At 41.5% G+C, this 26,433-nt stretch carries 26 protein-coding genes; 5 read left to right on the top strand and 21 right to left on the bottom strand.

The window, feature by feature from the left end:
- The first annotated feature begins 330 nt into the window (after nucleotides 1-330).
- Entirely contained in the window at nucleotides 331-1,758 is a 1,428-nt protein-coding gene (locus tag IGI78_RS03860; protein ID WP_005225272.1) for an APC family permease, read from the top strand.
- 115 nt (nucleotides 1,759-1,873) lie between these two features.
- On the opposite strand, the gene IGI78_RS03855 is transcribed toward IGI78_RS03860, so the two are convergent.
- From IGI78_RS03855 to IGI78_RS03835, 5 genes are all read right to left on the bottom strand, one after another.
- The gene (locus tag IGI78_RS03855) at nucleotides 1,874-2,500 is read right to left on the bottom strand and encodes a TetR family transcriptional regulator (protein WP_195266045.1); all 627 of its coding nucleotides are present in this window, start codon (nucleotides 2,498-2,500) and stop codon (nucleotides 1,874-1,876) included.
- A 47-nt stretch (nucleotides 2,501-2,547) separates the two neighbouring features.
- The gene (locus tag IGI78_RS03850) at nucleotides 2,548-3,249 is read right to left on the bottom strand and encodes an ABC transporter ATP-binding protein (RefSeq protein ID WP_195266046.1); all 702 of its coding nucleotides are present in this window, start codon (nucleotides 3,247-3,249) and stop codon (nucleotides 2,548-2,550) included.
- 5 nt (nucleotides 3,250-3,254) lie between these two features.
- Complete coding sequence (locus IGI78_RS03845; RefSeq protein WP_195266047.1) at nucleotides 3,255-4,331, bottom strand: ABC transporter permease; 1,077 nt, start codon at nucleotides 4,329-4,331, stop codon at nucleotides 3,255-3,257.
- 317 nt (nucleotides 4,332-4,648) lie between these two features.
- Nucleotides 4,649-5,608 carry an L-lactate dehydrogenase gene (locus tag IGI78_RS03840; RefSeq protein ID WP_195266048.1) on the bottom strand — a complete coding sequence of 320 codons (960 nt, stop codon included), beginning with the start codon at nucleotides 5,606-5,608 and terminating at the stop codon, nucleotides 4,649-4,651.
- A gap of 93 nt (nucleotides 5,609-5,701) precedes the next feature.
- Nucleotides 5,702-6,670 (bottom strand): TDT family transporter, encoded by a 969-nt coding sequence (locus IGI78_RS03835; RefSeq protein ID WP_195266049.1) that lies wholly within the window; start codon nucleotides 6,668-6,670, stop codon nucleotides 5,702-5,704.
- 150 nt (nucleotides 6,671-6,820) lie between these two features.
- Between IGI78_RS03835 and IGI78_RS03830 the strand changes: the two genes are divergently transcribed.
- Nucleotides 6,821-7,648 (top strand): LysR family transcriptional regulator, encoded by an 828-nt coding sequence (locus tag IGI78_RS03830; protein ID WP_087627016.1) that lies wholly within the window; start codon nucleotides 6,821-6,823, stop codon nucleotides 7,646-7,648.
- 84 nt (nucleotides 7,649-7,732) lie between these two features.
- Here the strand turns inward: IGI78_RS03830 and IGI78_RS03825 are convergent, their stop codons facing one another.
- Together IGI78_RS03825 and IGI78_RS03820 are read right to left on the bottom strand one after the other, a co-directional pair.
- Nucleotides 7,733-8,161 (bottom strand): GNAT family N-acetyltransferase, encoded by a 429-nt coding sequence (locus tag IGI78_RS03825; RefSeq protein ID WP_167827207.1) that lies wholly within the window; start codon nucleotides 8,159-8,161, stop codon nucleotides 7,733-7,735.
- A gap of 324 nt (nucleotides 8,162-8,485) precedes the next feature.
- Nucleotides 8,486-9,076 carry a nucleotidyltransferase family protein gene (locus IGI78_RS03820; protein ID WP_195266050.1) on the bottom strand — a complete coding sequence of 197 codons (591 nt, stop codon included), beginning with the start codon at nucleotides 9,074-9,076 and terminating at the stop codon, nucleotides 8,486-8,488.
- 382 nt (nucleotides 9,077-9,458) lie between these two features.
- Here IGI78_RS03820 and IGI78_RS03815 point away from each other — a divergent pair, with 382 nt between their 5' ends.
- Together IGI78_RS03815 and IGI78_RS03810 are read left to right on the top strand one after the other, a co-directional pair.
- Nucleotides 9,459-9,779, top strand: coding sequence for a DMT family transporter (locus IGI78_RS03815; protein WP_195266051.1), 321 nt, complete (start codon nucleotides 9,459-9,461; stop codon nucleotides 9,777-9,779).
- Between the two features lie 222 nt (nucleotides 9,780-10,001).
- Complete coding sequence (locus IGI78_RS03810) at nucleotides 10,002-12,623, top strand: HAD-IC family P-type ATPase (RefSeq protein WP_081119060.1); 2,622 nt, start codon at nucleotides 10,002-10,004, stop codon at nucleotides 12,621-12,623.
- 89 nt (nucleotides 12,624-12,712) lie between these two features.
- Here IGI78_RS03810 and IGI78_RS03805 read toward each other — a convergent pair whose 3' ends face one another.
- From IGI78_RS03805 to IGI78_RS03780, 6 genes are all read right to left on the bottom strand, one after another.
- Nucleotides 12,713-13,522, bottom strand: a complete 810-nt coding sequence (locus IGI78_RS03805; RefSeq protein WP_081119061.1) for a MerR family transcriptional regulator — start codon at nucleotides 13,520-13,522, stop codon at nucleotides 12,713-12,715.
- A gap of 189 nt (nucleotides 13,523-13,711) precedes the next feature.
- Nucleotides 13,712-14,167 (bottom strand): hypothetical protein, encoded by a 456-nt coding sequence (locus IGI78_RS03800; RefSeq protein WP_081119062.1) that lies wholly within the window; start codon nucleotides 14,165-14,167, stop codon nucleotides 13,712-13,714.
- Between the two features lie 530 nt (nucleotides 14,168-14,697).
- Complete coding sequence (locus IGI78_RS03795) at nucleotides 14,698-15,051, bottom strand: RidA family protein (RefSeq protein ID WP_077453995.1); 354 nt, start codon at nucleotides 15,049-15,051, stop codon at nucleotides 14,698-14,700.
- 114 nt (nucleotides 15,052-15,165) lie between these two features.
- Complete coding sequence (locus IGI78_RS03790) at nucleotides 15,166-15,546, bottom strand: DUF7006 family protein (RefSeq protein ID WP_195266052.1); 381 nt, start codon at nucleotides 15,544-15,546, stop codon at nucleotides 15,166-15,168.
- Between the two features lie 305 nt (nucleotides 15,547-15,851).
- Complete coding sequence (locus IGI78_RS03785) at nucleotides 15,852-17,339, bottom strand: helix-turn-helix domain-containing protein (protein ID WP_081119063.1); 1,488 nt, start codon at nucleotides 17,337-17,339, stop codon at nucleotides 15,852-15,854.
- 290 nt (nucleotides 17,340-17,629) lie between these two features.
- Nucleotides 17,630-18,106: a DUF1456 family protein gene (locus tag IGI78_RS03780; protein ID WP_081119064.1), complete on the bottom strand. Its 477-nt coding sequence runs from the start codon at nucleotides 18,104-18,106 to the stop codon at nucleotides 17,630-17,632.
- Nucleotides 18,107-18,364: 258 nt separating this feature from the next.
- Between IGI78_RS03780 and IGI78_RS03775 the strand changes: the two genes are divergently transcribed.
- Nucleotides 18,365-18,814, top strand: a complete 450-nt coding sequence (locus IGI78_RS03775) for a DUF305 domain-containing protein (RefSeq protein WP_081119065.1) — start codon at nucleotides 18,365-18,367, stop codon at nucleotides 18,812-18,814.
- A gap of 132 nt (nucleotides 18,815-18,946) precedes the next feature.
- Here IGI78_RS03775 and hisIE read toward each other — a convergent pair whose 3' ends face one another.
- The 8 genes from hisIE to hisG form a co-directional block, all read right to left on the bottom strand.
- On the bottom strand, nucleotides 18,947-19,579 hold the full coding sequence (gene hisIE, locus IGI78_RS03770; RefSeq protein WP_081119066.1) for a bifunctional phosphoribosyl-AMP cyclohydrolase/phosphoribosyl-ATP diphosphatase HisIE: 633 nt from the start codon (nucleotides 19,577-19,579) through the stop codon (nucleotides 18,947-18,949).
- Between the two features lie 38 nt (nucleotides 19,580-19,617).
- Nucleotides 19,618-20,376: an imidazole glycerol phosphate synthase subunit HisF gene (hisF, locus tag IGI78_RS03765; protein ID WP_081119067.1), complete on the bottom strand. Its 759-nt coding sequence runs from the start codon at nucleotides 20,374-20,376 to the stop codon at nucleotides 19,618-19,620.
- The gene (gene hisA / locus IGI78_RS03760; RefSeq protein WP_077454003.1) at nucleotides 20,373-21,092 is read right to left on the bottom strand and encodes a 1-(5-phosphoribosyl)-5-[(5-phosphoribosylamino)methylideneamino]imidazole-4-carboxamide isomerase; all 720 of its coding nucleotides are present in this window, start codon (nucleotides 21,090-21,092) and stop codon (nucleotides 20,373-20,375) included. The genes hisF and hisA overlap by 4 nt, the downstream gene beginning before the upstream one ends.
- On the bottom strand, nucleotides 21,089-21,712 hold the full coding sequence (gene hisH / locus IGI78_RS03755; RefSeq protein WP_430618473.1) for an imidazole glycerol phosphate synthase subunit HisH: 624 nt from the start codon (nucleotides 21,710-21,712) through the stop codon (nucleotides 21,089-21,091). The genes hisA and hisH overlap by 4 nt, the downstream gene beginning before the upstream one ends.
- A 65-nt stretch (nucleotides 21,713-21,777) precedes the next feature.
- Entirely contained in the window at nucleotides 21,778-22,371 is a 594-nt protein-coding gene (hisB, locus tag IGI78_RS03750) for an imidazoleglycerol-phosphate dehydratase HisB (protein WP_005225202.1), read from the bottom strand.
- Nucleotides 22,368-23,426, bottom strand: coding sequence for a histidinol-phosphate transaminase (gene hisC, locus IGI78_RS03745; RefSeq protein WP_430618472.1), 1,059 nt, complete (start codon nucleotides 23,424-23,426; stop codon nucleotides 22,368-22,370). The genes hisB and hisC overlap by 4 nt, the downstream gene beginning before the upstream one ends.
- Nucleotides 23,423-24,703 (bottom strand): histidinol dehydrogenase, encoded by a 1,281-nt coding sequence (gene hisD / locus IGI78_RS03740; protein WP_430618471.1) that lies wholly within the window; start codon nucleotides 24,701-24,703, stop codon nucleotides 23,423-23,425. The genes hisC and hisD overlap by 4 nt, the downstream gene beginning before the upstream one ends.
- Nucleotides 24,700-26,259 (bottom strand): ATP phosphoribosyltransferase, encoded by a 1,560-nt coding sequence (gene hisG / locus IGI78_RS03735; protein ID WP_430618470.1) that lies wholly within the window; start codon nucleotides 26,257-26,259, stop codon nucleotides 24,700-24,702. Before hisG ends, hisD begins: the two co-directional genes overlap by 4 nt.
- Nucleotides 26,260-26,433: the final 174 nt, after the last annotated feature.

The raw sequence follows: 26,433 nt of genomic DNA, 5'->3' as shown, positions 1-26,433 counted from the left end.
CGAATGTAGTAGCATTTCTTTCAGATTATTAATGAATGATGATGTTTGCTTTTTCAATCATCAGAAATTTATTATTTTTTTAAAATAACAATTTAATTTTTCTTGACCAAAAGAATTCAGAGGTTTATCCTAACTATGGAAAATCGACGACTGGATAAAAAAGAAGCAAGTGAAATTTTTTATTCAATTTGACCTTTGACATTTGTGAAAAAATGCATAAGAAACTTGATAGTGATCAAGCGCTTATGGAAAGAAATTTTTTTCTCACTAAATTTCAAAAAACGCTCTATTTTAACCAGTCAGAAAAATCATTTTAAGAAGGAGAAAGCGATGAATGAGAAACAATTACGCTGGTATAATATTGCGCTGATGGCGTTCGTCTCTGTTTGGGGACTGGGAAATGTTGTAAACAACTACGCTCAACAAGGGTTGACTGTTGTTGTTTCGTGGCTATTAATTATGGCTCTTTATTTTGTACCCTATGCATTAAGTGTTGGTCAGTTAGGATCGACCTTCAAAGAGTCAAGTGGTGGGGTCTCCTCATGGATCAAAGAAACCTCAACAAAGCGGTTGGCTTTCTTTGCTGCTTGGACTTATTGGGTCGTTCACGTGCCCTACTTGGCACAAAAACCCCAAGGAATCTTAGTATCATTGAGTTGGTTATTTAAAGGAAATGGTACATTTGTATCGACGATGGGTTCCATGGAAGTATCGTTGATTTGTTTAGCTATTTTTCTATTCTTTTTATGGATTGCCTCTAAAGGATTGACGACCTTAAAAATGATTGGGAACATCGCCGGAACAGCCATGTTCGTGATGTCGATTCTTTTTATCCTTTTAGCAGTGACTGCTCCAGCAATGACTGGTGCTGAAATTGCTACACCAAACATGTCATCTGTTTCAACCTATATCCCTAAATTTGACTTTACCTATTTAACCACGATCTCGATGCTGGTATTTGCAGTAGGTGGCTGTGAAAAAATCTCGCCTTACGTAAATAACACAAAAAATCCTGCCAAAGAATTTCCAAAAGGCATGATCTTTTTAGCCGGTATGGTGGCGTTATGTGCCTTGCTCGGCTCGATTGCAATGGGGATGCTTTTTGATGCCAACCATATTCCAGAAGATTTGATGGTCAACGGCGCTTATGAAGCCTTTCAACGACTAGGAAACTTCTACGGAATTGGCAACTTTTTTGTCATTCTTTATTCCATCGCCAATGCGTTGGCGCAAATTTCTGCGTTGGCATTTTCAATTGATGCCCCATTGAAAATATTATTGTCTGATGCTGATTCAGAATTTGTACCAAATGGCTTAGCAAAACTAAACAAAAAAGGAACACCAGTGAATGGGTATATTATGACTGGTATCCTAGTCAGCATTTTGATCATTATTCCAGCACTAGGAATCGGCAATATGACCGAACTGTATCGTTGGTTGTTGAACTTGAATTCAGTTGTCATGCCATTGCGTTACTTATGGGTCTTCTTAGCCTTTATGCTAGTCAACAAACACGCCAATCGCTTTACTTCCGATTATAAATTCGTGAAAAACACCAAGGTTGGCTTTGGGATCGGCTTATGGTGCTTCTTGTTCACGGCCTTTGCCTGCATTTTAGGGATGGTTCCTAAGCTTGATTATGCGGCAGATCCGCAAGCTTGGTTCTTCCAATTGGCCTTAAATATCATTACACCGATCGCCTTTCTTTTGATTGGCTTGATCTTGCCAATCATTGCGAAACGTGTAAATAAAAAATAATCATTCCCTCAAAAAAGAGGTGTCCGACAACTATTTCGGTTGTCGGGCACCTCTTTCTTTGTAAATGAACTTCTTCGCCGCTCGCGGTATTTGGTCCATCCTCTTGCCGAAGCGTTTATTCTTCGTCATTGTCCTCTTTGATTCCATACTTGATCCATTGCACCTTATAGCGAAAATCTTTGATCAGCTCTTTTGCGGTCCATTCATTCGAAATAAAATCTGTCAGACTATCCATCACGACCGCCATAATAAAGTAAAGGAAACTGACGGCTTCTTGCGTATCATGGATCGTGAAGCGATTTTCTTCCAACAGCTCCAACCACTGACGAATCATGGGCGAATCGTCAGGGATCGCATCGCGCTTCGTCCAGGCATTGCTTTGAGTACATAAGTGGATCATTTTCCAATGATCATCTTCAGGTGACCATTGACTGCACCAAGCCAAGTATTCTTCGATCCCTTTGAAAAAATCATTTTTGTTGCGATTGATAAACGTAAAAATCGCAGAATGGATTTGGTTGGAATAGTTGGTGATCGCATAGTCATAGGCATCTTCTAAGTTTTGAAAGTACTTGTAAAACGCCCCTCTAGAAATGTGCGATTTTTCGACGATGGCAGAGACCTTGACTTGACTGATGTGCTTGCTGAAAAATTCTTCTAAAAGCACGGCATCGATTTTTTCTTTTTTCTCTTGTTTTAAATGAAAAAATGTTGTACTTGGCAAGGGATTCTCCTCCATCATTCGCAATCTACTCCCTCTATTATAAACAAATCCCTCTACTTTTCCACTCAGACTTGTGCAGTTTCTCTTGATGGGGCGTTTTGTTCGATGAGATTGCCATCTTCCATTCGGAAAATGCGATCACTCCATTGGATCATTCGCTCGTCGTGGGTGACCATGACTGTCGCTTTCTTTTTCTCATGTGCTTCTTTCACCAATAACTTCACGACTTCATACGCATGATCGGTGTCTAAGCTGGCAGTTGGTTCATCCGCTAAAATCAAACTTGGGTCATTAAACAACGCCCTGCCGATCGCCACTCGTTGACGTTCCCCACCAGATAAATCGCGGGGAAACTTGTCTTGAAGGTCGAGAATATCTAATGAAGCAAGCAATTCATCAATCCGTTCCTTTTCCTTGGCTTTTCCTGTAACTTTGTCGACCAAATAAAATTGTTCCTTTACCGTTAGAAAAGGGATCAAATTCGAGCTTTGCAAGATAAACCCAATCTCTTTAAAACGCAACTTCCCTCGTTGCTTTTCATTTAATTTGGAAAAGTTCACCTGGTTGATGATGATCTCTCCCGATGTTGGACTTTGTAAGCCGCCAGCGATGGTCAAAAAGGTACTTTTCCCTGAACCGGAAGGGCCGATGATACTGACAAACTCCCCTTCTTGAACATGAAAATTGAGTCCTTTTAATGCCGTTACTTCGGTATGTTGCTTGCCAAATTTTTTTATAATATCCTTCATTACTAAAATGTCTTTCATCTTTGTTATCCTCCTATTGCCGTGATTGGATCGACTTTTGTGACCGTCCGAATGGAGAATAAGCCGCCTAGAACTGCCACGAGAATCAAGATGCCGCTATAAAGCAGCCATTGCTTTAATTCAAAGAAAAATGGCATGGCATCTGGTAAAAACAAGCTGGTGCCGTATGCCGCTGCAAAGGCTAGGGCTACCCCGATCACTCCTACCATAAATGCTTGCGCAATAATTGATTTGGCAATAAAGCTGGTCCGAATGCCTTGGGCTTTCATCACACCAAAAATCGCCGTTTTTTGCAGGGTGATCACATACATGAAAATCCCCACAATTGCCGTTGCAACAACAAATAAGAAGTAGATCATGGCATTTAAGGTCAAGTTTTGGGCAGAAAATCCGGGAAGCTTTTCAATGAAGTCTTCCGTTGCCAAGACTTTGAGCTGGGTTCCTTCTTGGTTATCGACTTTCGGATCACTTGATTTGGTCACAATGATATTGATGGGCTGCTCCTTGTCAGATGCAAATGGTTGATTAGCAAACTTCATTTTCGTCCAAGTATCGAGGGAAGTATAAATCACTGGTGACACCGTATAAGACGTTTCTGGGGTGATCCCAACGACTTTGAAGGTTTCATCTGAACGCCCGATTTTCACTTGGTCTCCGACCTTGATACCTTCTTCTGCTAAGTTTTCTGAAATCGTGATCTCATTTTCTTTTGAAAACAGCTTGCCTTCTAAGACTTCTGGTAACAAGAACGCATCGTTTTGTGTACCAAAAACAGTCACATTGACTTGTTCATCGTTGACCGTGATGACACTGCTGTATAAACCAATCGGGGCTTTTTGAGTCCCTGCTACACGGTCTAGATCCCCTCTCGTCAATTGCGAAGCCGCAAATGTGTCATTCGCATCTTCTGATAAAACGATCGCGGATGAATCCCAATCGACGATGGCCTTTTTAAAATCCCAGTTAAGTCCGGTAGCTAAGCCAGACAATATAAAAACAACATAGGCGATCAAAAACATGATTCCTACGATCAGCCCATATCTTAATTTTGAATAACGCATTTCTTTTATAGCCAGAAACATTGCTCTTTCCTCCTGTTTTCCAAATGTTGACAAAGTGTCACTTTTTGAAGAATACCATACAAGGTGACACTTTGTCACTTTTTACAACTCGGAAAGTTTGTAAGGTTGATCGTTCATTCTTTTTTTGTCATTCACTGAGGATGTTTTTTTTAAAGGAGTGAGAAAAAAGAGAGTTGAATAGTGGCCGTTTCGCGTAAAATACGCCATTTCCTTTTAACATTCTTGGCTAGATGTAAAAAAGCATGGCCGACCGTAAATAGTCGAGCCATGCTTTGGCAAAAACGAACACGAGGTTTTCATTACTGGTATTCTTGAGATCAGCTGACTTTGCTTTGTCCAATTGTGGAAATTACTGCTCGTAACTGATGACACGAAGTATCAAACTGCCGTTTTTCCTCAGGGGTAAGCGTCAATTCAATAATTTCGCGGACGCCGTTTTGGTCCACGACTGCAGGAACACCTGTGAATAAATCGTTGATGCCATATTCCCCATCAAGGTAGGAAGACACCGGCAGAATCGCTTGCTCATCATTTAAGATCGCTCGAACGATTCTTGCGACACTCATCCCTATTCCGTAAAAAGTTGCTTGTTTTCGATCGATGATTTCATAGGCGGCATTTTTTACTCGTTCAGAAAGAACCGCTAGATCGGCAACGGTCAAACGATTTTGTTGCTTGATCAATTCTATGATCGGTTGCCCACCGATCGTTGTATGGGACCAGACAGCGACTTCCGAATCACCGTGTTCCCCAATAATATACCCATGAATATTCCGTGGATCGATGGCTAATTTTGCCGCCACTTCTTTTCGAAGTCTTGTGGTATCGAGGGTCGTTCCCGTACCAACGACACGATTGGCTGGCAGCCCGGACACCCGCCATGCTTGATAAGTTAAGACATCGACTGGGTTTGAAGCGATGACAAGCACGCCATCAAAGCCTGAAGCCATCACTTGTTCTGTGACGCTTGTCATAATTTCGGCGTTCACATCGATCAATTCAAGCCGTGTTTGTCCTGGCTTTTGGTTGACCCCTGCGGTAATAACGACGATATCAGCATCTTTACATTCCGAGTACTCTCCCGCCCAAACTTTGATGTTTTCTTGCCCCCATGACATACCGTCTAACAAATCGAGGGCTTCTCCTTCTGCTTTGTCTCTATTGACATCGATCAAGACCAATTCATTGATCAGTCCTTGATTGATCATGGAATACGCAATGCTCGTTCCAACGAAACCTGTTCCGACAACGACAACTTTTCTGCTTGTACTTTTCATGTGCGATCCCTTCCTTTTCTTTTCAAATACTTGTGCTATTGTTTTACGTAGAGTACGCATTTTCTTAAAAAATGGATGATTTTTTGTGTTTCCTTAGTAACTATGACCGGCAATCAGTGCTTTGGTTTGCTGATACAAATGAACAGCGTATTTTCCTAACACATAACAGACGACAATCACGGCAAAGCTTGTTTCAATAATCGTTAAGGCTTGTAGAAACCCAAATATCAGTGGGTGATTTGCAAAAAACAGTGCTGATTTGAACATTGCTGTCGCCGAGATCACAAGAGGAAACGTAAATGCCGCATAGCTTGGGTAAAACCCGACTGCCAACATGTTTTTCATATAAGCGACGACACAGAAATAGATCGTTTGTGACAATAACAGCATAAAGGCGACAAACCAAGCAGAGCCTTGTTCAAATACGGAAAGGTAACCTGCTAAGCAAAGAGAACCTGGTGCTGTTAAAATCGTGATCAATGGAACTGCCGCACGTTCCGTCAGCATTTGATGGACGATTCGCTTTAAAATAATCGGCAAAAGCGCAAAATACAATACCAATGCGATCCAGACGATCACTTCTCCTAGCTCTTTAAAAAAGACAGCAGAAGTATTGGGAATGACGCCAATCCCGACGAAGGTAATAAACCAGCTTGGATAAATGTATTCCAGCGAAAGGTCGACAGGCAAAATATGCACGACAACAAAATAGATCATTAAAGCAAAATGTAAGCCGATAGCCCCCCACCAGAGCAGATCATTCACCACTGCATTGGGAATGACCCGTTCAAAAACAGTGGAAATCACCATCAGCGCCATCGTAAAGGTCGGCGCCACCGAAGCAACGATTGGGTTTTGTAACTCTGACATCGTGTGCTTAAATGTAAAGCATACTTTCAGAAGGAAGAGCCCCATGATGAAAATACCAAGGGTGCAAAACCCATTTCCAACCGTCTCCATTCCTTCTGAATACAATAAATTCCCCAAAGACACAGTGCCTAAAATCAAGCCACAAATCGGGATTGGCAACGAATGTAAAAAATGCTGGATCGATGTTTTCATCAACTCATCCTTTCTTAATGTATGAAAATTTCAATTAAATTTGCTTTCTTTTTTCTCTACACTTATACTATAATCACCTGCTAACTATTTGTAAAATTGTACTTTTAAATACTAATTATAAATTTTATTAATAATAAAGGAGTCCGCAAAATGATTGAATTGCTCAAAACCTTCATTGTTGTTTATGAAACGAGAAACTTTAGTCTTGCCGCCAAACAGCTCTATAAAACTCAGCCAACGATCTCCTTACAAATCCAACGATTAGAGGCGGAACTTGGATTCAAGCTTTTTGAACGTAAAGGAAAACAATTGATTTTACCCACCAGCCAAGCGGAGTTTTTGTATCCTCGTGTGGTCGAGTCTCTCCGCTCATTGTCCACTATTTTTTCGCAAGCCAAAGACGCCAAAAATTTTAAAACAGAGTGTGTGCTCGCTTGTTCGAATACCACCGCTGTTTACTTACTGCCTAGCATCATGGCGCAGCTGATTGCAGAATTTCCAACGTTTGCCTTTGAAATCAAAATCATGAATTCCCAAGAAGTGATCGATGCCGTCGAATCAAACAAAGCCCATATCGGCCTGATTGAAAAATCAATCGTTTCGCCGTTGATCCAAAAAGAATTCGTTTATCGTGATGAATTGGTGTTAGCAGGCAACCTCGCTTCTGATTTTTGGGTCTTGCGAGAAAACGACTCGGGGATGTATTACATTAACGAAACCTATCTGTACGCACAGCACCTGCATCCGCAAATCATCAAAGCCAATAACAGCGAAGTGATTTTGTCCCTACTAAAACAAAACATCGGCAAATCGATCATCTCGAAACTTTCATTACCAGAAGAGTTGCCGTGGCAGGAACTTGATCCAGAGTACCGCTATCGTGATCTTTTTATCATTCAGAATCGTCAGCGTGTGACGCCGGAAACCGGAGAGGTTTATGAGGAGATTAAACGACTGTTGTTGGCATTGATTCCATAAATATTAGTCTTTTGAACCAATTAAAGTGAATACAAAAAAAGACGCTGGAGTGTCGTTTGTCACTCCTCCAGCGTCTTTTCATTTTTATAATTCCTTGATAAACCGTTTCTGTTCATGACTGCTGTGGTAGCCATGGTTTTCATAAAACCTGTGGGCAGCATGGCGTTTGACATTCGAATTTAATCGAATGCCTTGCATTCCTCGCTGTCGGGCTTCTTCTTCAATTGCCGACAGTAGTTTCCCGCCAACGCCTTGCTTTTGCACTTGATCATCCACTACCAAACCTAGGACATTAAAAAATTGCCCAGCAGAATAAACTGTTGAATACGGCTGTGCTTCAATCATCCCAACTGCTTTTCCCTTTATTTCGGCAACAAGCAAGAGATGATCCTCCTCAGCTAAAATTCTCTTTAGGCCTTCGATCAATACTTCTTCTTCAATCGGATAGCCTAGTACTTTCGATAAATGAGCTAGTTCTTTACGATCAGACAATGCTGCGGCTCTAATTTTCATGATATTCTCCCGTCTTACAGTTTTTGACTCAACTATATTTTTTGAATGCTTATTTGTCAAGAAACGCTCGTTCTGCATTGCTAGTGTGAAACACGATAAAAGTACACGAACTGAGATTCAAACAAGAAATAAATGAAAAACGGCAAACAGTCTTCTTAGTTTCACCCTTTTTTACTGAAACAACGGAGAGACTATTACACATCTTGTAAGGGAGGGATCAGGTGTAAATTAGCTAATAGTATTCAATATGTTATTGCTTAGTGAGCATAGGGACGGATGATGCTATAGTAGAAACAATCGAAAAAAATTTTTTCTAAGCATTCATTACCGCCAGCCAATCACCGTAAGTCCTGGCCATTTCGCCCCCCACTTCTCAGCTTTTTTTTCATAAACTTCCCGGGAAATCATCGCTTTGTTTGGTCTTACTATCCCAGAAAAGAGGTCATACATGCCATAAGGGGCAAAAATCTGGAGCTTGCTTTCCTGATCGAAAAAAACACCGATCGAAGTTGCAGTACTGGGCCAAGTACTGATCGCTTCTTCAGTAGAGGTATATGCGGGAATAGAAAACCCGAATTCTTCTTCATACCATAGGTGCACCCTTGCCTCATTCTTTACATCCAGCGCATATTGATTTTGTTTAGTAGTTTTCACTATTTGTTCTAGGACCTTTCGTTCTTTCTCTTGACTCAAATCTGTGTCAAAATAAACGATATCAACATCACTTATTCCGTAACCGATGGGCTTAGAAAAATGATGATTCCATACAGACTGCGTGATACTTCCACCACCGACATAAAGATTTGGAATACCTAAAGCCGATGCATCTTTAATGATCTTGTAAAGAGTAGTATCTTTTTTCAAAATATCAATCAATACTGTTTCTTGAATAGCTAGACTCTTATTCTGATACATTGTTCTTCTCCTTCCCTAAAGATTATTTTTAACTAATTTTCAGAATAATTGTGAGATTCTATACCATCTAAATAAGATGTGAATGTATATTTAACTAGACTCTGACAAAACTTTTTTTTGCTTATAGATATTGTATCATTTTATTCAAAGTAATTGCTTTCAATAAAAAAAAATGGCAACTATCAACTAAAAATCATAAAGAGCGATAGTTACCAACAATTTCCACTTATTTGACAATCCCTCCCTTTTCAGCTAAGATTTTATTAATGTTACATTAATTGAATATCCAATCCACCACCGGGTGATAGAAGTGTTTGGTAAACTCATTAGGTCCTTGAAGAGTTTACTGAATGCTTATTTTTTTTGAGGAGGAGAACAAATTATGACATGGATGTATTTATTTTTAGGAGGATTTTTTGAGGTGGTATGGGCATCTACCATGAAACTGAGCAACGGGTTTAGCCACTTTTGGTACAGTTTTTCAACGGTCATCGGAATGATTTTCAGTTTTGGCTTCTTGGCTTTAGCGGTCAAAAATCTACCATTAAGTATCGCTTATCCTGTTTGGACAGGGATCGGCGCGGTGGGATCGATTATTGTGGGGGTCGTGTTCTTTAAAGACCAGCTGTCTCTCCTGACTTGGGTTTTCGTCATCTTATTAATAGTTGGTATTTTGGGCATCAAGTTTACCAGTGGCCACTGATTTAGCCCTTTGATAATAGTTTTGCTAGCCTTTTTGTAGGTACCTTCATCAATCAAGCGCCTTGACTCCTAGAACGAAACCCGGATCCAAATCGCCTTTTTCAGCCCATCTAAAGATTTTTTTGCAATTAGCCTATAGGTACAAAATATTTTCAAAAAACATTTGACCTTATAGTCACTCTAACCTTTATGCTATTCATGTAAAGAAAACGGAGGGAAAATAATGAAACAATGGCATAATTTGGATATTGACAAGGTGCAGTCAGCGACAAGTGAGACGCTTGTCACAAATGAGGTACGTAAAGCGTATCAAGAAAAACACGGGAAAAATAAATTACAAGCATCAGAAAAGACACCCGAATGGAAGAAGTTTCTATCTTACTTCCACGATGCGTTAATGTATGTCTTGATCGGTGCAGCTGTTTTAAAATTTATGACGGGAAGTCTAATTGAAGGAGCGATCGTTTTACTAGTGGTCGTTTTAAACGCAATGATTGGTTATTACCAAGAGAGAAAAGCAGATGATTCACTATCTAGCATTTCAAAATTACTTAGTTCAAAGGCGACAGTCGAATCTGAAAACGGACGTCTTTCAATCGATGCAGAAGATTTGATTCCAGGGGACCTCGTTTATTTAGCACCGGGTGATATTATTCCTGCTGATTTGCGTATGGAAACCGTGAATGAACTAAAAATCGATGAATCGATTCTAACTGGAGAGCCTGACGCAGTCGTAAAGACAACTGCTCGTTTAGAGGGGCAAATAGCACTTGCTGAACGAACCAATATGGCGTATTCGGGTACCCAAGTTCAGTCAGGAACTGGAAAAGGGATCGTTGTTGAAATTGGTTCGGACACTGAGATTGGTAAAATCAATGCTTCTTTAGCAACCATTGAAGTGAAAGAAACCCCTTTATTGAAAAAAGTGAACGAAATGAATCATGCTATTTTTAAAGGGATCGGCGTCTTTATCTTCTTATTAGGATTGATCAGCTACTTCATTTATGGCATGAGTCCGATGTATATCGTGTCAGCAATCATTGCTTTGATCGTTTCTTCTATTCCTGAGGGATTGCCTTCTATTTTGACGATTATTTTGTCTTCCGGCGTGAAAAATATGTCGGATCAAAATGCAATCGTAAAGGGACTGCCTACTGTCGAAACACTTGGCTCAATGACAGTCATCTGTTCTGATAAAACAGGTACTTTGACCAAAAACGATATGACACTTACCAATGTATTTTCTAATAATCAGGTAACAGTGCTTGGTCATGAAGACCAAGCAGATCCTTCGAACAATGAACTGCTAGCCAAAATCATGCAAAACTGTCAAGAAACACAAAGTTTCGATGATCGCCACTGTCCAGTGACCGGAAATGCAACAGAATTAGCGTTATTACGTTGGACCAATCGTATTGGTACACCGCGGATCAAGAGTCTAGAAACATTACCTTTTGACTCAAAATATAAGTATATGGCAACAAGCCACCTGATCAATGGGAAAAAGCGGATTTTTGTAAAGGGTGCTCCAGATATCGTTTTAAATAAAGCGACTGCAGCACATATTGATGGGCAGATAGCGGAGTTTGATCATGCACAGTGGGAAAAGATCAACTTGGCTTTTGCTTCAGAGGGACAACGAGTGATCGCGTTTGCTTATAAGGATGTAGATACAACGACAGAATTGACTCATGAGGAGATGGACGAACTCGTAATCATCGGATTAGCTGGCATTATTGACCCAGCAAAAGAATCAGCGATCGAAGCGGTAGCAGATTGTAAAAAAGCCGGCGTCAGAGTCGTAATGATCACCGGAGATCACCCAACGACCGCAAAAGCGATTGCCAAAAAATTAGGAATCGACCATTCTGAACGGGCAATCACTGGAACTGAACTGGATTGTTTATCCACAGATGAGTGGCAAAGAGTGGTAAAAAATACGAATATTTTTGCCCGAACGACACCTGAGCATAAGCTTATGATCGTTACTTATTTACAAGAACAAGGCGAAATCGTTGGAATGACTGGTGATGGGGTCAATGACGCACCCGCACTTAGAAAAGCAGATGTAGGGATCGCCATGGGAATTAAAGGAAGCGATGTTAGTAAACAAGCTGCCGACATGATCCTCATTGACGATAATTTTGAAACGATTGCAAAAGCAATCAAAGAAGGCCGTCGAATTTTTGATAACTTAAAAAAGACGATCCTCTTCTATTTGCCAACCTGTCTAGCCCAAGGGCTTTTGCTGATCGTCTCTATGTTGGGAAATCTCCCTTTACCACTAAGTACAGTGCAGATTCTTTGGTTAAATCTAGTTGCGTCAATTACACTCTCCTATGCGTTAGGTTTTGAACCAGCTCACAAAATGATCATGAATCGTGCACCTCGAGATATGAAAGAAAAAATCATTTCCAAATATACACTCTTTCGAATCGTTTATGTTGGCCTACTCTTGACCTTCTTCGGCTTTCTAACGATGAATGCATTCAGCGACGAAGCTGTCAGACAAACCGTTTTGATCAATGCGATCGTTTTCGGTCAAGCTTTTTACATGATCAACTGTCGTGAGATCACGGATTCAGCCTTCAGTAACAAAATCAAGCAGAATAAAGCCTTGATTTACTCATTACTTGTTATGGCAATTCTCCAATTAGGAATGGTCTACTTTTCACCATTGCAAAGTATCCTACAGACCACCTCTTTAACTTTATCCGAATTGCTTATCAGTGTTCTCCCAGCAACTCTACTTTTCTTGTTAGTAGAATCCGAAAAGCACGTAACACGAGTCATTCTAAAGGAAAATGTTCCCGCCTACTCAATGGATACCAAAGTAGAGAAATAAGAACAGCTCCATTTCATAAGTTATCTTATCGATAAACTTGCTGAATCACTAAGTACCAATAGATACGTTTCTCCTTGATCGATCCCGTTTTAATCGGGTTGATCAAGGAGAATTTCTATTTTACTCACGTATTCTTCCGGTAAATTCGTCTCATGAAAATCAATCAAGTAGAACTCATAAAAATTCCCTTTCGCGACCAGTCTATTTTTCTTTAGGTAACTGTTTAGTTCTGCTAAAGCAGCTAAGCGCTGCTTATACGTGCCTGTATAATAAATAGCGAGATACTCTCCTGCCGGCATGGTAAATGCCTTCTCATCTGCTAAATCGTTTGTCAGACAATAGAAAACTTGATGCCTAAATGCGTCTTCGTGCGGCAGTAAAATCGTTCCGAAAACATTTTGATTGTTGGCATGGAGTTCTTTTTCAAATTGTTTGTGCAGGCGCTTAAGTTCAAAGTATAGGTCTTTCCCCAACGTATCTTTTTCTTGGCTTAAAACAAGGTAGCGTTCTTCATAAAAAGTACGTTCAATTTCATGGTTTTGCTTTTTTTCAGCATAGACAAGCAAGTCAATTCGCTCTTTTAACAAATCTTGTTTCTCTTTTAACGCATGGATTCTGTCTTCTAATTGCTCCATCTCGAAATGCAGGATTTCTTTAGTCAACGCTTTATTCTTTGTATCCAAGTAGTTCTTAATTTCCTCAAGTGACACATCGAAAAAACGCAGATCTCTAATGGTATTTAATCGCTCAATATCCTCGTATGAGTAATCTCGATAGCCATTCTCAGTATAGTTGGGTGACAATAAACCAATCTGTTCATAGTATCTAAGAGTATGCGGTGTAATATCATAATTTTCACTCACTTGTTTTATCTTCATCATTCCATCCCTATCTTTCATAGCGTGTCTCTGTCACAAAATCATATCATAGTTTTCTACAGAAAACGAAGGAGTTTTTGTATTAAAGCAGTCAAAATTTTTGGTGTTTGTCAGTACTCGGGCAAGATTCAAATCGTAACAAAAAGACTACTGATAATTTTCCAAAATTAGTATTGGAAATAATCAGTAGTCTCCTACTTCGTCAGTACTCTATTCCATTTCAGCTGGCGCCGTCCCCCAATTGCCTGACCAAAGGAAATTGTCTGATTCCGCTGCTTTTATTTTCAACTCCTCATCAGATGTTGTACCACTCTCAGTTACTTCTGCCTCAGTGGATTGTTCTACTATTTGCTCTGCGGATGATTCTGATTGAGAATCATTTGCTGGTGATGATTCCGCTAACGCTTGTTCTTCTGCGCTTTTTTCTATTTGTGTTTCTGAATCAACGGTTTCTTCGACTACTGCTTGCTCGGCTGTGACTGATTGTTGTTCAGGTACTAATTCGTTAGTACTTAGTGTCGTTTCTTCTGTCGGTGATGTATTGATCGTTTCCGCTGCTGCCGGAATACTGACAAATACTTGGGTAATCAAGGGACTGCCTAATATAAAAACAGAAGAGCTGACCAAAATACGTGATAAAAGCTCTCTCTTCACGGGTATCATCATTTTTTCCTTCTTTCAGTTTAAGTAAATGAAATCAACGACACTCTTTCCAATTAAAAAAAAGCTGCCCTTTGACAACTCCGTCTTACAGCTATGTAATGCGTTCGTAGTCTCATTCCTTATGATTGCATTATTGCATGGTTTTCAATTGCGGACACGACAACAATCGTCACGAAAAAGACAAAATAAGTCCTATTTTATAAAGCGAAAATAAAAGAATATAAATACATCTGTTTCTGAAAGTGTTAACAAAATAAAAAAATATTACATAATTTGTTACCTAAAATTGATGTGCACCATTTTTATAAACTATTTGGGTACCTAATGAAAAAACTTTGAAACAATCGAACACTCCAATTATTTCTAAGGAAAAGATGGTTACAGAGGGTTAAAAAAGGAGACTGGATATTCAGCCTCCTTTTTATTACTCCTTTTTATAGGAACAGCCAAAAATCCCTGTTCTTTCAAGTTCTCCTGCGATTAAGGGTGAAAAACTAAACCGAATTTTGAATCCTCCATGCTTCCCAGACATGTTATCCTTTGAAAGCAATGGCGTCGATTTGAAAAAGGATCCCTACCTCACCCGAATGAGCAAATGCTGTCTGAATCGATTTTCTCACCGGAAATTTTCTATGGAATTTTTCTTTCAGAATCTTTTCCATAATCGGGATATCAAAAACATCTTTAAAAAGTACATCCATTTTGACTACATCTGTTAATGACAAATCCACTAATTTCAAGCGTTCTTCCAATTGATCCAGTGCTCCTACAATCTGTTGTTCGATAGACTGTCCGATATTTCCCACACAGTAGCCAACAAAAACAAAATTCCCTGCTTCGATCACGCCTGAAAGTGCCCAATCCTCATTGATATCATATCGTTTCATTCGCTTCTCCTTTATATTTCTTTTTGTAATAGACGCTGTCTAATACTTGCCTTGTTCTATTCTTGACCTTGTATGACTTCAATCGTCAACCATGGCATACCAACTGATGAATTCCTAATCCACCGAAAAATGCAAAGAGTGCGGGGTTGGGGCGGTCAAAGTCAGCCCACATCTTTCTTTAAAGTAAGTCTTGCTGTCTTCGTTTGCCACTTGCAAGATTTCCGCTTCAGTAAAAGGCACAACATTATCACTTCCCCGCAGCTCAATACACTCCAAAATAATCAAAATTTCTGATTCAAGCGTATTGATTCTTGCAAACTGTTCGAAAAAATTTTCTTGATTGACTTCTTGAATTGCTCTGCGAACTTCTAAACAATTTTTTTGAATCTTTTCTTTGAGTTTTAAATACCCATACTTACTGAAAATTCGTTCAGATTCCTCAATATAAAAGTTCAAATATTCTTGCAATGTGTGGATCTTAAATGGTTCCTCCATCGTAAGCACCTCCTTTATTTTAGCTGTTGATTCTTATGTAAAAGGAATTGTTCTAGCTTTGTATGTCTGTATTATCACACGGTTTTTAGCTGGAAACGCGTCAATATGTGACTGATTAAATACAAAATACGTCCTGTTATATACAGCTAATTGATTTACCTCCAAACTTCGTTGGCATTCAAGAGAACCTGAAACACTCCTGTTCAACGAATTTATATCCTCTGGGTATAAAGAAAAAACAGTCAATACTCTCAGATTTGAGAATACTGACTGTTTGCTGAAACTTGGATAAATCAATCACTTTTTTATTTTTGATTGGACATATTCTGAAATGTTTCCACCGCCTCAATTAGTTCTAGCCAACGATCGCCAGTTGGAAAGCTATTCCATTTAAAAAATTGGACGTTCGGATTTTGATCAAGAAAGGCTTGTCGATCGACTGGATAATCGGTCACAACAAAATCTGGTTTCTCAGAAACGAAAGATAGGGTATAGCCAAACCAGCGTTTCAACCGTTCTTTTTGCCTGATTTCTTGGATTTTTCCGAATTTTGATTCATGAAAAATCCGCACGGTCGATCGATCGATCTTTGCTACAATTGAAAGAAGCATGCTGTATTGAAATAACAAGCGATTATTGCCAGCGTACATACTAGCAAAGAGTGGTGTTTGTTGGGTAAGGGTTTGATACAGCTCCTGAACAAGTGGAAAAATCTTTGGAAAGACTCTGCGATAGTCCTTATCCGTTGTCGTTTTTCCAAAAGCATCGATTTTGTTTTTCGATGGAAAAACAACAGAAACAGAATGAATGTACAAAGCATTAACAAGAAGATAGTCAGTCTCACCTTCTGGTACAAGAAAAATTTTCTGAGCAGTTTCCGCAAATAATCTTGCTGTTGCTAGTGCTTGTTCTGAGAAATGATCGTCAATTGATGGATGGCTAGGAATCTCTTCAGGTAAATACGTCGTCATTACAGAGAACATGTAATATAAGAAAAAAAATTCTGCTTCTGGAACGTCATTTAGAATCAAGTTATCTCTTAACAATGGTTTAATAAGCTCTTCTTTGAATTGTTCAAAGGAAATCGTGAGATGGACCATTTCCTTCATCTCCTGAGGAATCTCATTCACAGGAAACCCTCTTTTTAAACGATAAAGACTTATCGCAAGCAGCTGAACAAATTTTTCCTGATCAATACCGCGATAGCAGCTGGGGTAACTCGTTAACTTGTCCTTAAAGGAACGAATGCTCTGTTTCGGCAATCCGAAATGACGGACATTTGTTGCATCATAGATCTGCCAATACATAATATGGAAAAAATGACGAATGCGGTATTCTTTTCCCACGAATAGTGGTTTCCTTTTTAAGTTAAGTTTGATTTGGTAATTTTCTAAGATACTCTCAATTTCCTTGAGTTTTCTTTGAACGGTGCGATTACTGACATAGTGTTGTTGGGCGGTTTCTTCTAAGGACACATATTTATCACTAAAGAGTCTGTCTATAATTTGAAATGGCATACTCTCTGAGAGCATGACCGAATAGAGCTTGGATAATAAAAAATTGGGAGCAAAATAAAGCGTCAACTCCCTCCCCTCATGTATTTCGATCTCAAAAAAAGGATAGGAGTTTTGTAAGTCTCTGGCCCGCTCAAAAACTAGCGCTATTCTTCTTTTTGACAGATTTACTTTGTCAGCAAGGTCACTCAATCGTTCACGATCAATCGCCTGTTCAAAAAAATACGCAAATAGTTCATAGACATCTTGGTCTAATTTAGTTAAAAGAAACTTATACATAGCACTACCTCTTAACTTTTTTTTTAAGGTAATTATACTCTTTTAAACATGTATTTTCATTTAGTAGGTATTAATTCTCGTATCAGTGGTGAATGAGTACGTCAAGTTCCAACAAAAAGAATTGAAAAGAATAATCTGTCAGTTGAGTTACTCATTTTTACTCCTTGTATGAACCCTATCAGTTTTATAATTGTTCAACAAGAGCTGATACTATGAGATTTCAAAAAAAAAGACACATAAAATGCATCTCTTTAACGGCTATTTTGTAAGCTCATCCTATTTTTAAATTTTTACTTGTTGTCGCGATACTCGATCGTCAATCCTTTTAAAAAGTTACGGGCATATTTGTCTAAGCATGGTTTGTAATTGCGATGGCCTTCTTTGCGTAAAATGGCGCCTAGTTCACCTTTTGAAACTGTAACTCCAGCCTGCTGGAAAATGTCCAGCATTTCATCCGTGGTTAGGGAAAGGGCAATTTTTATTTTCTTCAACATCAAATTATTCACATTGCCATTGTTTAGCTCTAAGACAGGTTCTGCAGCATCTGGCTTTGTTCCTCGTTGCGAGCGAATCAAACCATTTAAGAAACGCTCAAAGGCTTCATTGGTACACTCAATCTCGTAGGTCTCAGGATCTTTTTTCTTCAATAATTGTCTTACTTCTTCTTTTGTGAAAGAAGCGCCGCCAAGTTCAAAAATTTTCACCATGTCGGTATCCTTGATATCCAAAGCATAGCGTAAACGCGTTAAGCGATCATTGTGATTCATTCTATACACCATCCATTTCTTAGGTTGATTATAACAAATAAACCTAGACGAGTAATCCTGTTTTCGCTTTTTTACTTTGAGAATCCATTGTTTTCGTTCAGATGTATATCGCTTCTCTCCTTCCACTTCCTCCGCTATACTTGATTTAGGGAGTAAAATTCTTCTAACAGAACAATAAACGAAAAAAAGCATCAGTTACGATGATGTTTTGGATTGCTTTATTGTTTTTATTTTGTATACAAAAAGGAGAGGAAAGAAATGAAGAAATACGGGAAATTTTTGGTGATGATCGGGGTATCGACGGTGATTATGTTTTGTATGATGTATTTCAATGTCTATGCCCTTGATCATATCTTTTTCAGCCAAACCCGCCTATTTATGGCACTGATGATGGGCGCGATGATGGCGATCATCATGCTGTTATTTATGTGGAAGATGTATAACAACAAGAAAATGAATATCGGCATTCTAGTTGTCAGTGTTGTACTCTTTTTTGGTTCACTGTTTATGGTCAGAAGCCAAACCGCCGTGGGAGATACGGCCTGGATGAAAGCCATGATTCCCCATCATTCGATTGCGATTCTAACCAGTAAAAATGCCGATTTGTCTGATCCAAGAGTAAAAGAACTTGCAGAAAAAATCATTGACGCACAGGAAAAAGAAATCAAAGAAATGAAAGAATTGATCGAAGAGTTGGAAAACAAATAGCCAGTTTGTGTGCTCACTCAAAGTACCAGCAGATCAACTTTATCGCCACGGTTACGAAGCCCTTCAAGCAATGGCTGAAGGGCTTCTTTTTTTATCGTCAGTTGCTTTCTTTCTACTGAAAAACCCTGACCGTTATTGCATCCGTTCTTGTTTGACTTTCTTATCCACAACATGACGCTTGGCAAGCTCTTGGCGAATAGCCGCTAACTCAATCCCCATTTCTGCCATTAAAACCAATGTGTGGTACGCCAAATCAGCAATCTCATAAACGGTTTCTTGACGGTCTTCCTTCATCGCCCCAATCACGACCTCGGTTGCTTCCTCGCCGATTTTTTTTAAGATTTTTTCACTGCCTTTTTCAAACAAGTAGCTGGTATAGCTGCCTTCTTGTGGCGTATCTTTACGACCTTTTATCAGCTCATACAACGCATCAATGGTCGGAGAGGATTCTGTACCATAAAGCACTTCTGTAAAGCAGCTTTCTGTGCCTGTATGGCAAGCAGGTCCGTCTTTTTTTACTTTGGCGACTAAGGCATCTTGATCGCAATCTGCTGTCAAAGATACTAAATGCTGGTAATTGCCGCTGGTTTCTCCTTTGCGCCACAATTCTTGACGACTGCGGGAATAAAAGGTCATCAATCGGTCCTTCAAGGTCAAAGTCAAACTTTCTTGGTTCATATAAGCCAAGGTCAAAACTTCATTCGTTTCCACATCCTGCACGATCACTGGAACCAATCCTTGTTCATCAAATCGTACTTGCACCATGTTATCCACTCCTTCTATTGCCTATCAAAATGCCAACGCTATACGATTCGTACGGGAATATCAACGGCCTGTAATTGTTTTTTCAGCTCTGGGATTTTTACCTCGCCATAGTGAAAAATCGAGGCTGCCAGACCTGCTTCAATATTTGGCAACTGAAACAGCTCGATAAAATCAGAACTTTTGCCAGCACCACCGGATGCGACGATCGGTAATTTGGTGATTTCGCTGACAGCTTTCAGCAAGTCGAGATCAAACCCCTGCTTCACGCCATCGGTATCCATGCTGTTGATGACTAGTTCACCAGCACCTAACTGCTCAGCTTGGTGAATCCACGCCAATGCTTCTAAGCCTGTATCTTCCCGTCCGCCTTTGGCAAACACATGCCAGTTCTCCCCGACGCGGCGAACATCAACGGATAAAACAACGCACTGGCTGCCATAGCGTTTCGCGCCTTCTGCGATCAGCTCTGGTCGGCGAAGCGCTCCCGAATTGACGCTGACTTTGTCGGCGCCACAGTTTAAGACTCGCTCAAAATCTGCTACTTGATTGATGCCACCGCCCACCGTCAAGGGAATAAACACTTCTGACGCTACGCGCTGCAAAATGTCCGTGAATAAGCCGCGTTCTTCTGCAGAAGCAGTAATGTCATAAAAAACCAGCTCATCGGCGCCTTGTTCATTGTAAAAGCGCGCCAAAGTCACCGGATCATTGACATCTTTTAAGCCAGCAAAGTTGACCCCTTTCACGACTCGCCCATCTCGCACATCAAGGCAAGGAATGATTCGTTTGGCGATCATGCTTCTGCCTCCCCTGCTGCTAAGACATCGGCCAATTGGAGACTGCCGTTATATAAGGATTTCCCGACGATCACGCCAGAGATGCCCAACTGTTTTAATCCTTTGATATCTGCCAATGAAGCCACGCCGCCAGATGCCACGATGTCGCAATCCAATTGATTGAGTTTTTCGTATAAGGGCAGATTGATGCCTTCTCCTGTACCGTCACGGGAGATTTCGGTAAAGATGATCGTTTGCGCTCCCCATGCCACCAATTGTTGGCAAAAAGTAAACGCGTCTGTTGCCGTTTTCTCGAGCCAACCTTCCACTGCCACTTTTTCATCCTTGGCATCGACCCCAATGGCGATCTTATCGCCGTATTTCTTGAGCATCGCTTTTGTGAATGCTGGGTCTTTCTGGGCAATCGTGCCGAGGATCACCCGATGAACGCCTGCTGCCAAACAATGCTGGATCGTTTCTTCCTCACGGATCCCGCCGCCAACTTCGACAAACAGATTGGTCTGCTGGACAATATTTTTTGCGATATCAAAGTAATGGAGTTTGCCCGCTTTGGCACCATCTAAGTCGACGAGGTGTAGATAGTTGGCACCCGCTTCTTCAAATGAACGAGCAAATGCCACTGGATCATCCCCAAACACTTCTTTTTGCTCATAGTCTCCTTGGTACAAACGGACCACTTTTTGATCTAACAGATCAATTGCTGGAAAAATTTTCATAGCGGCACCTCCGTAAATGCTTTTAAAATCTTCAACCCGACAGCCCCACTTTTTTCTGGGTGGAACTGAGTACCGAAGACATTGTCTTTTTGCACGATACCGGGAATTGCTAGACCATAGTCACTGTCTGCTATGACATACTCTTGGCAATCAGTAGCAAAATAACTGTGGACATAGTAGACAAAGTCTTGTTCCCCTAGCCCGCTGACTAGAGGACTTTCCTTTCTGACAATCAGCCGATTCCAACCAATCTGCGGCACTTTCAGATTCAGTTTGGCTTCTTCAAAGGCGCTTTGCATGGAAACGATCCGTCCTGGAATCAAACCGAGCCCCACATGTGTGCCAAACTCCTCGCTGCTGTCGAACAACAGCTGCATCCCTAAACAAATGCCTAAAAAGGGTTTGCCAGCTGCTGCCAATTCTTGGATCGGTTCGATCAGCGACAACTCTGCCAACTTTTGGCGGGCATCGCCAAAAGCGCCTACGCCAGGTAAAAGAATGCGGTCGGCAGCTTTTAATTCTGCTAGTGAACGCGTGATTCGGCAGTCAACCCCCAAATAATCCAGCGAACGAGACAAGCTGAACAAATTGCCGACCCCATAGTCGATGATTGCTAACATAATACGCCCCTTTCCTTATCTCATCCATCTGTGTGGAAGATACGTAATCATTTTTCCCTCATGAATCACTGGATCGTCCCTTTGGTTGAAGGGATCTCATCTGGGGCTGCTTGATTGATCGCTACTGCTTCACCTAAGGCACGCCCAAAGCCTTTAAAACAAGCTTCCACAATGTGGTGGCTGTTTTTGCCAGCGATTTGATGGAGATGGATCGTAGCACCTAATTCACGGGCAAAAGCAATGAAAAATTCTTCAACCAATTCCGTATCAAACTGCTGCCCGATTTTTTCGCTCGGTATCGCCAACTCTACGACTGCCATGCCACGACCGCTGATATCGATCGCTGTCATGACTAAGGCTTCGTCCATCGGCAGCAGCATACTACCATAACGTTTGATGCCTCGTCGCTCCCCAAGACTTTCTGAAAACGCTCGGCCAATGGCGATGGCAACGTCTTCTGTTGTGTGATGGGCATCTACTTCCGTATCGCCATCACAAACCAACGTCAAATCAAAGCGACCGTGGCGGACAAATAATTCCAGCATGTGGTCTAAAAACCCCACACCAGTCTTGATTGATTGCTGACCAGTACCATCGATTGTCAACTGCAAGTGGATCTTGGTTTCAGTCGTATTGCGGGTAACTTCTGCTTTTCTCATTCCTTCACCTCTTCTATGATCGTTGTTAGCACCGTCATCAATCGTTCCATCTGGGCCCTCGTTCCTACCGTAATTCGCAAATACTCTTTGATGCGGGGCTGATTAAACCAGCGGACGAAGATTCTCTGCTCTTTCAGTGCCTGATACAACTCTTCCCCAGCAATCGCAGGGTGCCTTGCAAACAAAAAATTCCCTTGGCTGTCGGTCTGCTCAAAGCCGAGTTTCGCTAGGGCTTGCTTGCTCCACTCACGCACCTGGATCGTTGCTTGGATCTTCTCATCGACATACGCTTGTTCCTGCAAAACGGCTGCACCTGCGGCTTGGGTCAAACTATTGACATTGTACGGATTCAAGCTAAATTTCAACCGATTCAAGTCTTGGATCAGTCCTTCATTGGCAACCGCAAAGCCTAAGCGTGCCCCTGCCAGCTGCCGAGATTTCGAAAACGTCCCCACAACCAAGAGATTTGGGTATTGATCGATCAAAGAAACCATTGAAGAGCCGCCAAAATCGATATAGGCCTCATCGACAATCACTAAGCGATCGGGATGCCGTTTTAGAAAGGCACAAATTTCGCTTTGTTCTTGATAAACCCCAGTCGGCGCATTGGGATTGGCAAAAATGACAGTCCCTTTGAGCGGATCGTAGTCCGTTAACGCGATCGAGAAATCTTCTTGCAGCGGAACAACGGTGGCAGCGACTTGGTACAAGGCACTATACACTTGATAAAACCCATAGGTCACATCGGGAAAGGCGATGCCGTTTTCCGTGAAGCCTTGAAAGAGATAGGACAAGACTTCATCACTGCCATTACCGAGAAACAGCTGGGCTGGTGTAACGCCAAGATAAGCAGCCAGAGGGGTTGTCACCACTTCAGCAGCAATATCCGAGTAACGATTTAGCTTGTGGGCGGCATCGGCAACCGCTGCTTGAACACTTGGCGCTGGCGGATAAGGACTTTCATTGGTGTTCAGTTTAATAACGGCTTGCTCGTCTACTTGTTCCCCTGGTGTATAAGGAGTCAGCTTGTGATACTTTTGATGTAAAAAGGTCATTTATCTCCCTCTCTTCGTACATTGATCGAACGGGCATGGCCGATCAAGTCTTCGGTTTCTGCGAACAACGCTACGGCTGGACCAGCCGCCTTCATGGCTGCTTCTGGGTAATACAAGTAGCTGCTTTTCTTAATAAAATCATCCACTGATAACGGTGAGTAAAAACGGGCGGTCCCTTCTGTTGGTAGGGTATGATTTGGTCCAGCAAAATAATCTCCCAGCACTTCTGGTGTATGATGTCCTAAAAAGACACTGCCCGCATTTTCTACTTGTCCCAACAAAGCAAAAGGATCTGCCACTGCTAATTCAAAGTGTTCTGGGGCGATTTGATTGGCAATGGTAAGTGCTTCGGTCAAATCTTTGACCAGGATCAGCTTTCCGCTAGATTCAAGCGCCGCAGCAGCAATGTTTTTACGGGGCAGTTGCTTCAGCTGCAAGTCAAGCTCTACTTGGACTTGTTCAATCAAGGCTGCTTCTGTTGTGACTAAGATGGCTTGCGCTAAGGGATCATGCTCGGCTTGTGCCAAAAGATCCGCTGCCAGCCAGCGAGGATTTGCACTGGCATCAGCGATGATCAGCACATCGCTAGGCCCTGCGATCATATCGATATCAACTTCGCCGTACACCATTTTTTTCGCTGTGGCAACATAGATATTTCCTGGTCCGACGATTTTGTCGACTTTGGGAATCGTTTCTGTTCCATAAGCTAATGCCGCTACGCCATGGGCCCCACCGACTTTGTAGATTTCATCCACTCCGGCAACGGAAGCTGCCGCTAAGATAGCAGACGGAACTTTTCCCTGGCTGTCCGTCGGTGTGATCATAACGATTTTTTTGACCCCGGCGATTTTTGCCGGCAGAACATCCATCAAAACCGTACTGGGATAAGCTGCTGTTCCGCCAGGAACGTAGACCCCGACTTTTGCTAGTGGCAAGACCCGCTGCCCCATCACAACGCCATTTTCCTTCGTTAAGACAAAGCCTTGCTGGACTTGCTTTTGATGAAATGCAAAAATGTTTTCTTTCGCCTGTTCCATCACCTCAAGTAGCTCAGGGGAGACGGCTTGGACAGCCGCGTCTATCTCCCCTGGACTGACGGTTAAGGAAGACAAGGTCACTTGATCGATTTCCTCAATTAATTGAAACAACGCCTGATCTCCTTGCTGCTGAACACGGGCAATGATTTGGGCGACAACGGTTGAAACATCCTTTGTTTCCGACTGTTTCCTTGCCACAATCGTTTCGATTGTATCTTTTTGGGTCGAAAAAATTCTCATAATTGCTCCCTCACCTTCTCAATCACTGTTTGAATACGTTCTTGCTTGAAACGCCACGTGGCGTGGTTGATCACTAAGCGCGCTGAAGACGGCGCGATGTCTTGGATCACTTCCAAATCATTTTCTTTTAGTGTCGTCCCCGTTTCGACGATGTCAACGATCACATCGGAGAGACCTAACAAAGGAGCCAATTCAATCGATCCATGCAGTTGGATCAATTCCACCGATCGACCTAACCCTTGATAAAACTGGCGGGTGATCTGCGGATATTTTGTGGAGACCCGCAGCGGGCGGGAGAAATCTTCCTCGAAATCCATACGCGCCGCTACTGCCAAACGGCAGACCCCCATATGCAAATCAAGAAATTCGATGACTTCTGCCTTGCTTTCCATTAAAATATCTTTGCCTACGACACCGATATCCGCCACTCCGTGCTCCACATAGATCGCTACATCGCTAGGCTTGACTAAGAAAAAGCGCAGCTTGTTTTCTTCATCACAAAAAATTAGTTGGCGATTGTCTTTGAAGACGCCTTGCGCAGCCACACCGGCTTTGGTGAATAAGTCGTATACGGCATCCCCCATGCGGCCTTTAGGTAGCGCAATGTTCAAATAGCCTGAACTTTCGTTGTCAGTCGGCACCTTTTGCCCTACATGGTTGAGTTTCATACCAAACCCGATCGCCCCTTGCTCTTTGCCTTGGCGACTCATCAAGCGATCATAACGGCCCCCATATAAAATCGTCTCTCTTGCTTCTTCGATGAATCCTTGAAACAGCAAACCACTGTAATAATCGGCATCATTTAAAATCGAAAAATCCAGCCTTATCCGAATGGAGGCTGACAGTTGTTCTTTTTGCAATGCTTGATACAGTTGGTTCAGTTCTGCTAAACCAGCTTGTGCTTGGGGATATTCTGCCAGCAGCTCTTTGGCTTTTTGATACTTGGTTTCAAAATCACCTGACAAACGTACCAGTTTCGCTAATTTTTCAGCTTCTGTTGCTGACAAGCCAGCTTTTTCAGTCAGTGCATCCATGCCATGAGAACTCTTGTCCCGCAGGCAGTGCAGTACTTTTTGTCGATCCGCTTCGGGGAAGCGTTGGCAGATGCCATCCAAAATCCCCATATGGGACAGATCTAAGGTCCCTTTTCCCACCTGAGCCAAACTTTCCCAAGCCAGTTTTACAACCTCCAGTTGATCTTCCCACGTGATTTGATCAATGAGCTCCAAACCGATTTGATCGATCTTTTGGTATTCCCCTGCTTGACGATCCTGTCGATAGACATCTTCCACATAATACACTCTGCGGGCTTCTCCAGACGGTGTATTTTTGGCAATCGACAAGGTGACATCGGGTTTTAGCGCCATCGTCCTACCATCCGTACCCGTAAACGTGATGATGGAAGAACCACGTAAGAACTGATCATTTTGCTGATAGTTGCGATACTCTTCAAAGTTGTTCGAGTGATAAGGGGAAAAATGATGCTGCGTATACAATTTTCTTAATTTCAGTTCGACTTGTTCGGCCGGTTTCAATACATTCCATAACTCTTCCACACTTATCACTCCTATTTCATGCCACTGATCCGGCTTTTCCGTTGTTAAAACTAAACTTTTTCATCGGTTCACCATCAGTTTTTCTAATAATACTAATGGTTTTGCCATAAATAAGCAATGGTATTTTTCGAAATATTCTGGATTTTTTCAAAGTAAATCTAGCAATTATTCTTA

This window comes from Enterococcus sp. DIV1767 (genome assembly GCF_050542585.1).
Classification (GTDB): Bacteria; Bacillota; Bacilli; order Lactobacillales; family Enterococcaceae; genus Enterococcus_D; species Enterococcus_D innesii.
The sequence above is the reverse complement of the archived record's forward strand: the minus strand, read 5'-3'. Positions and strand labels throughout refer to the sequence as shown.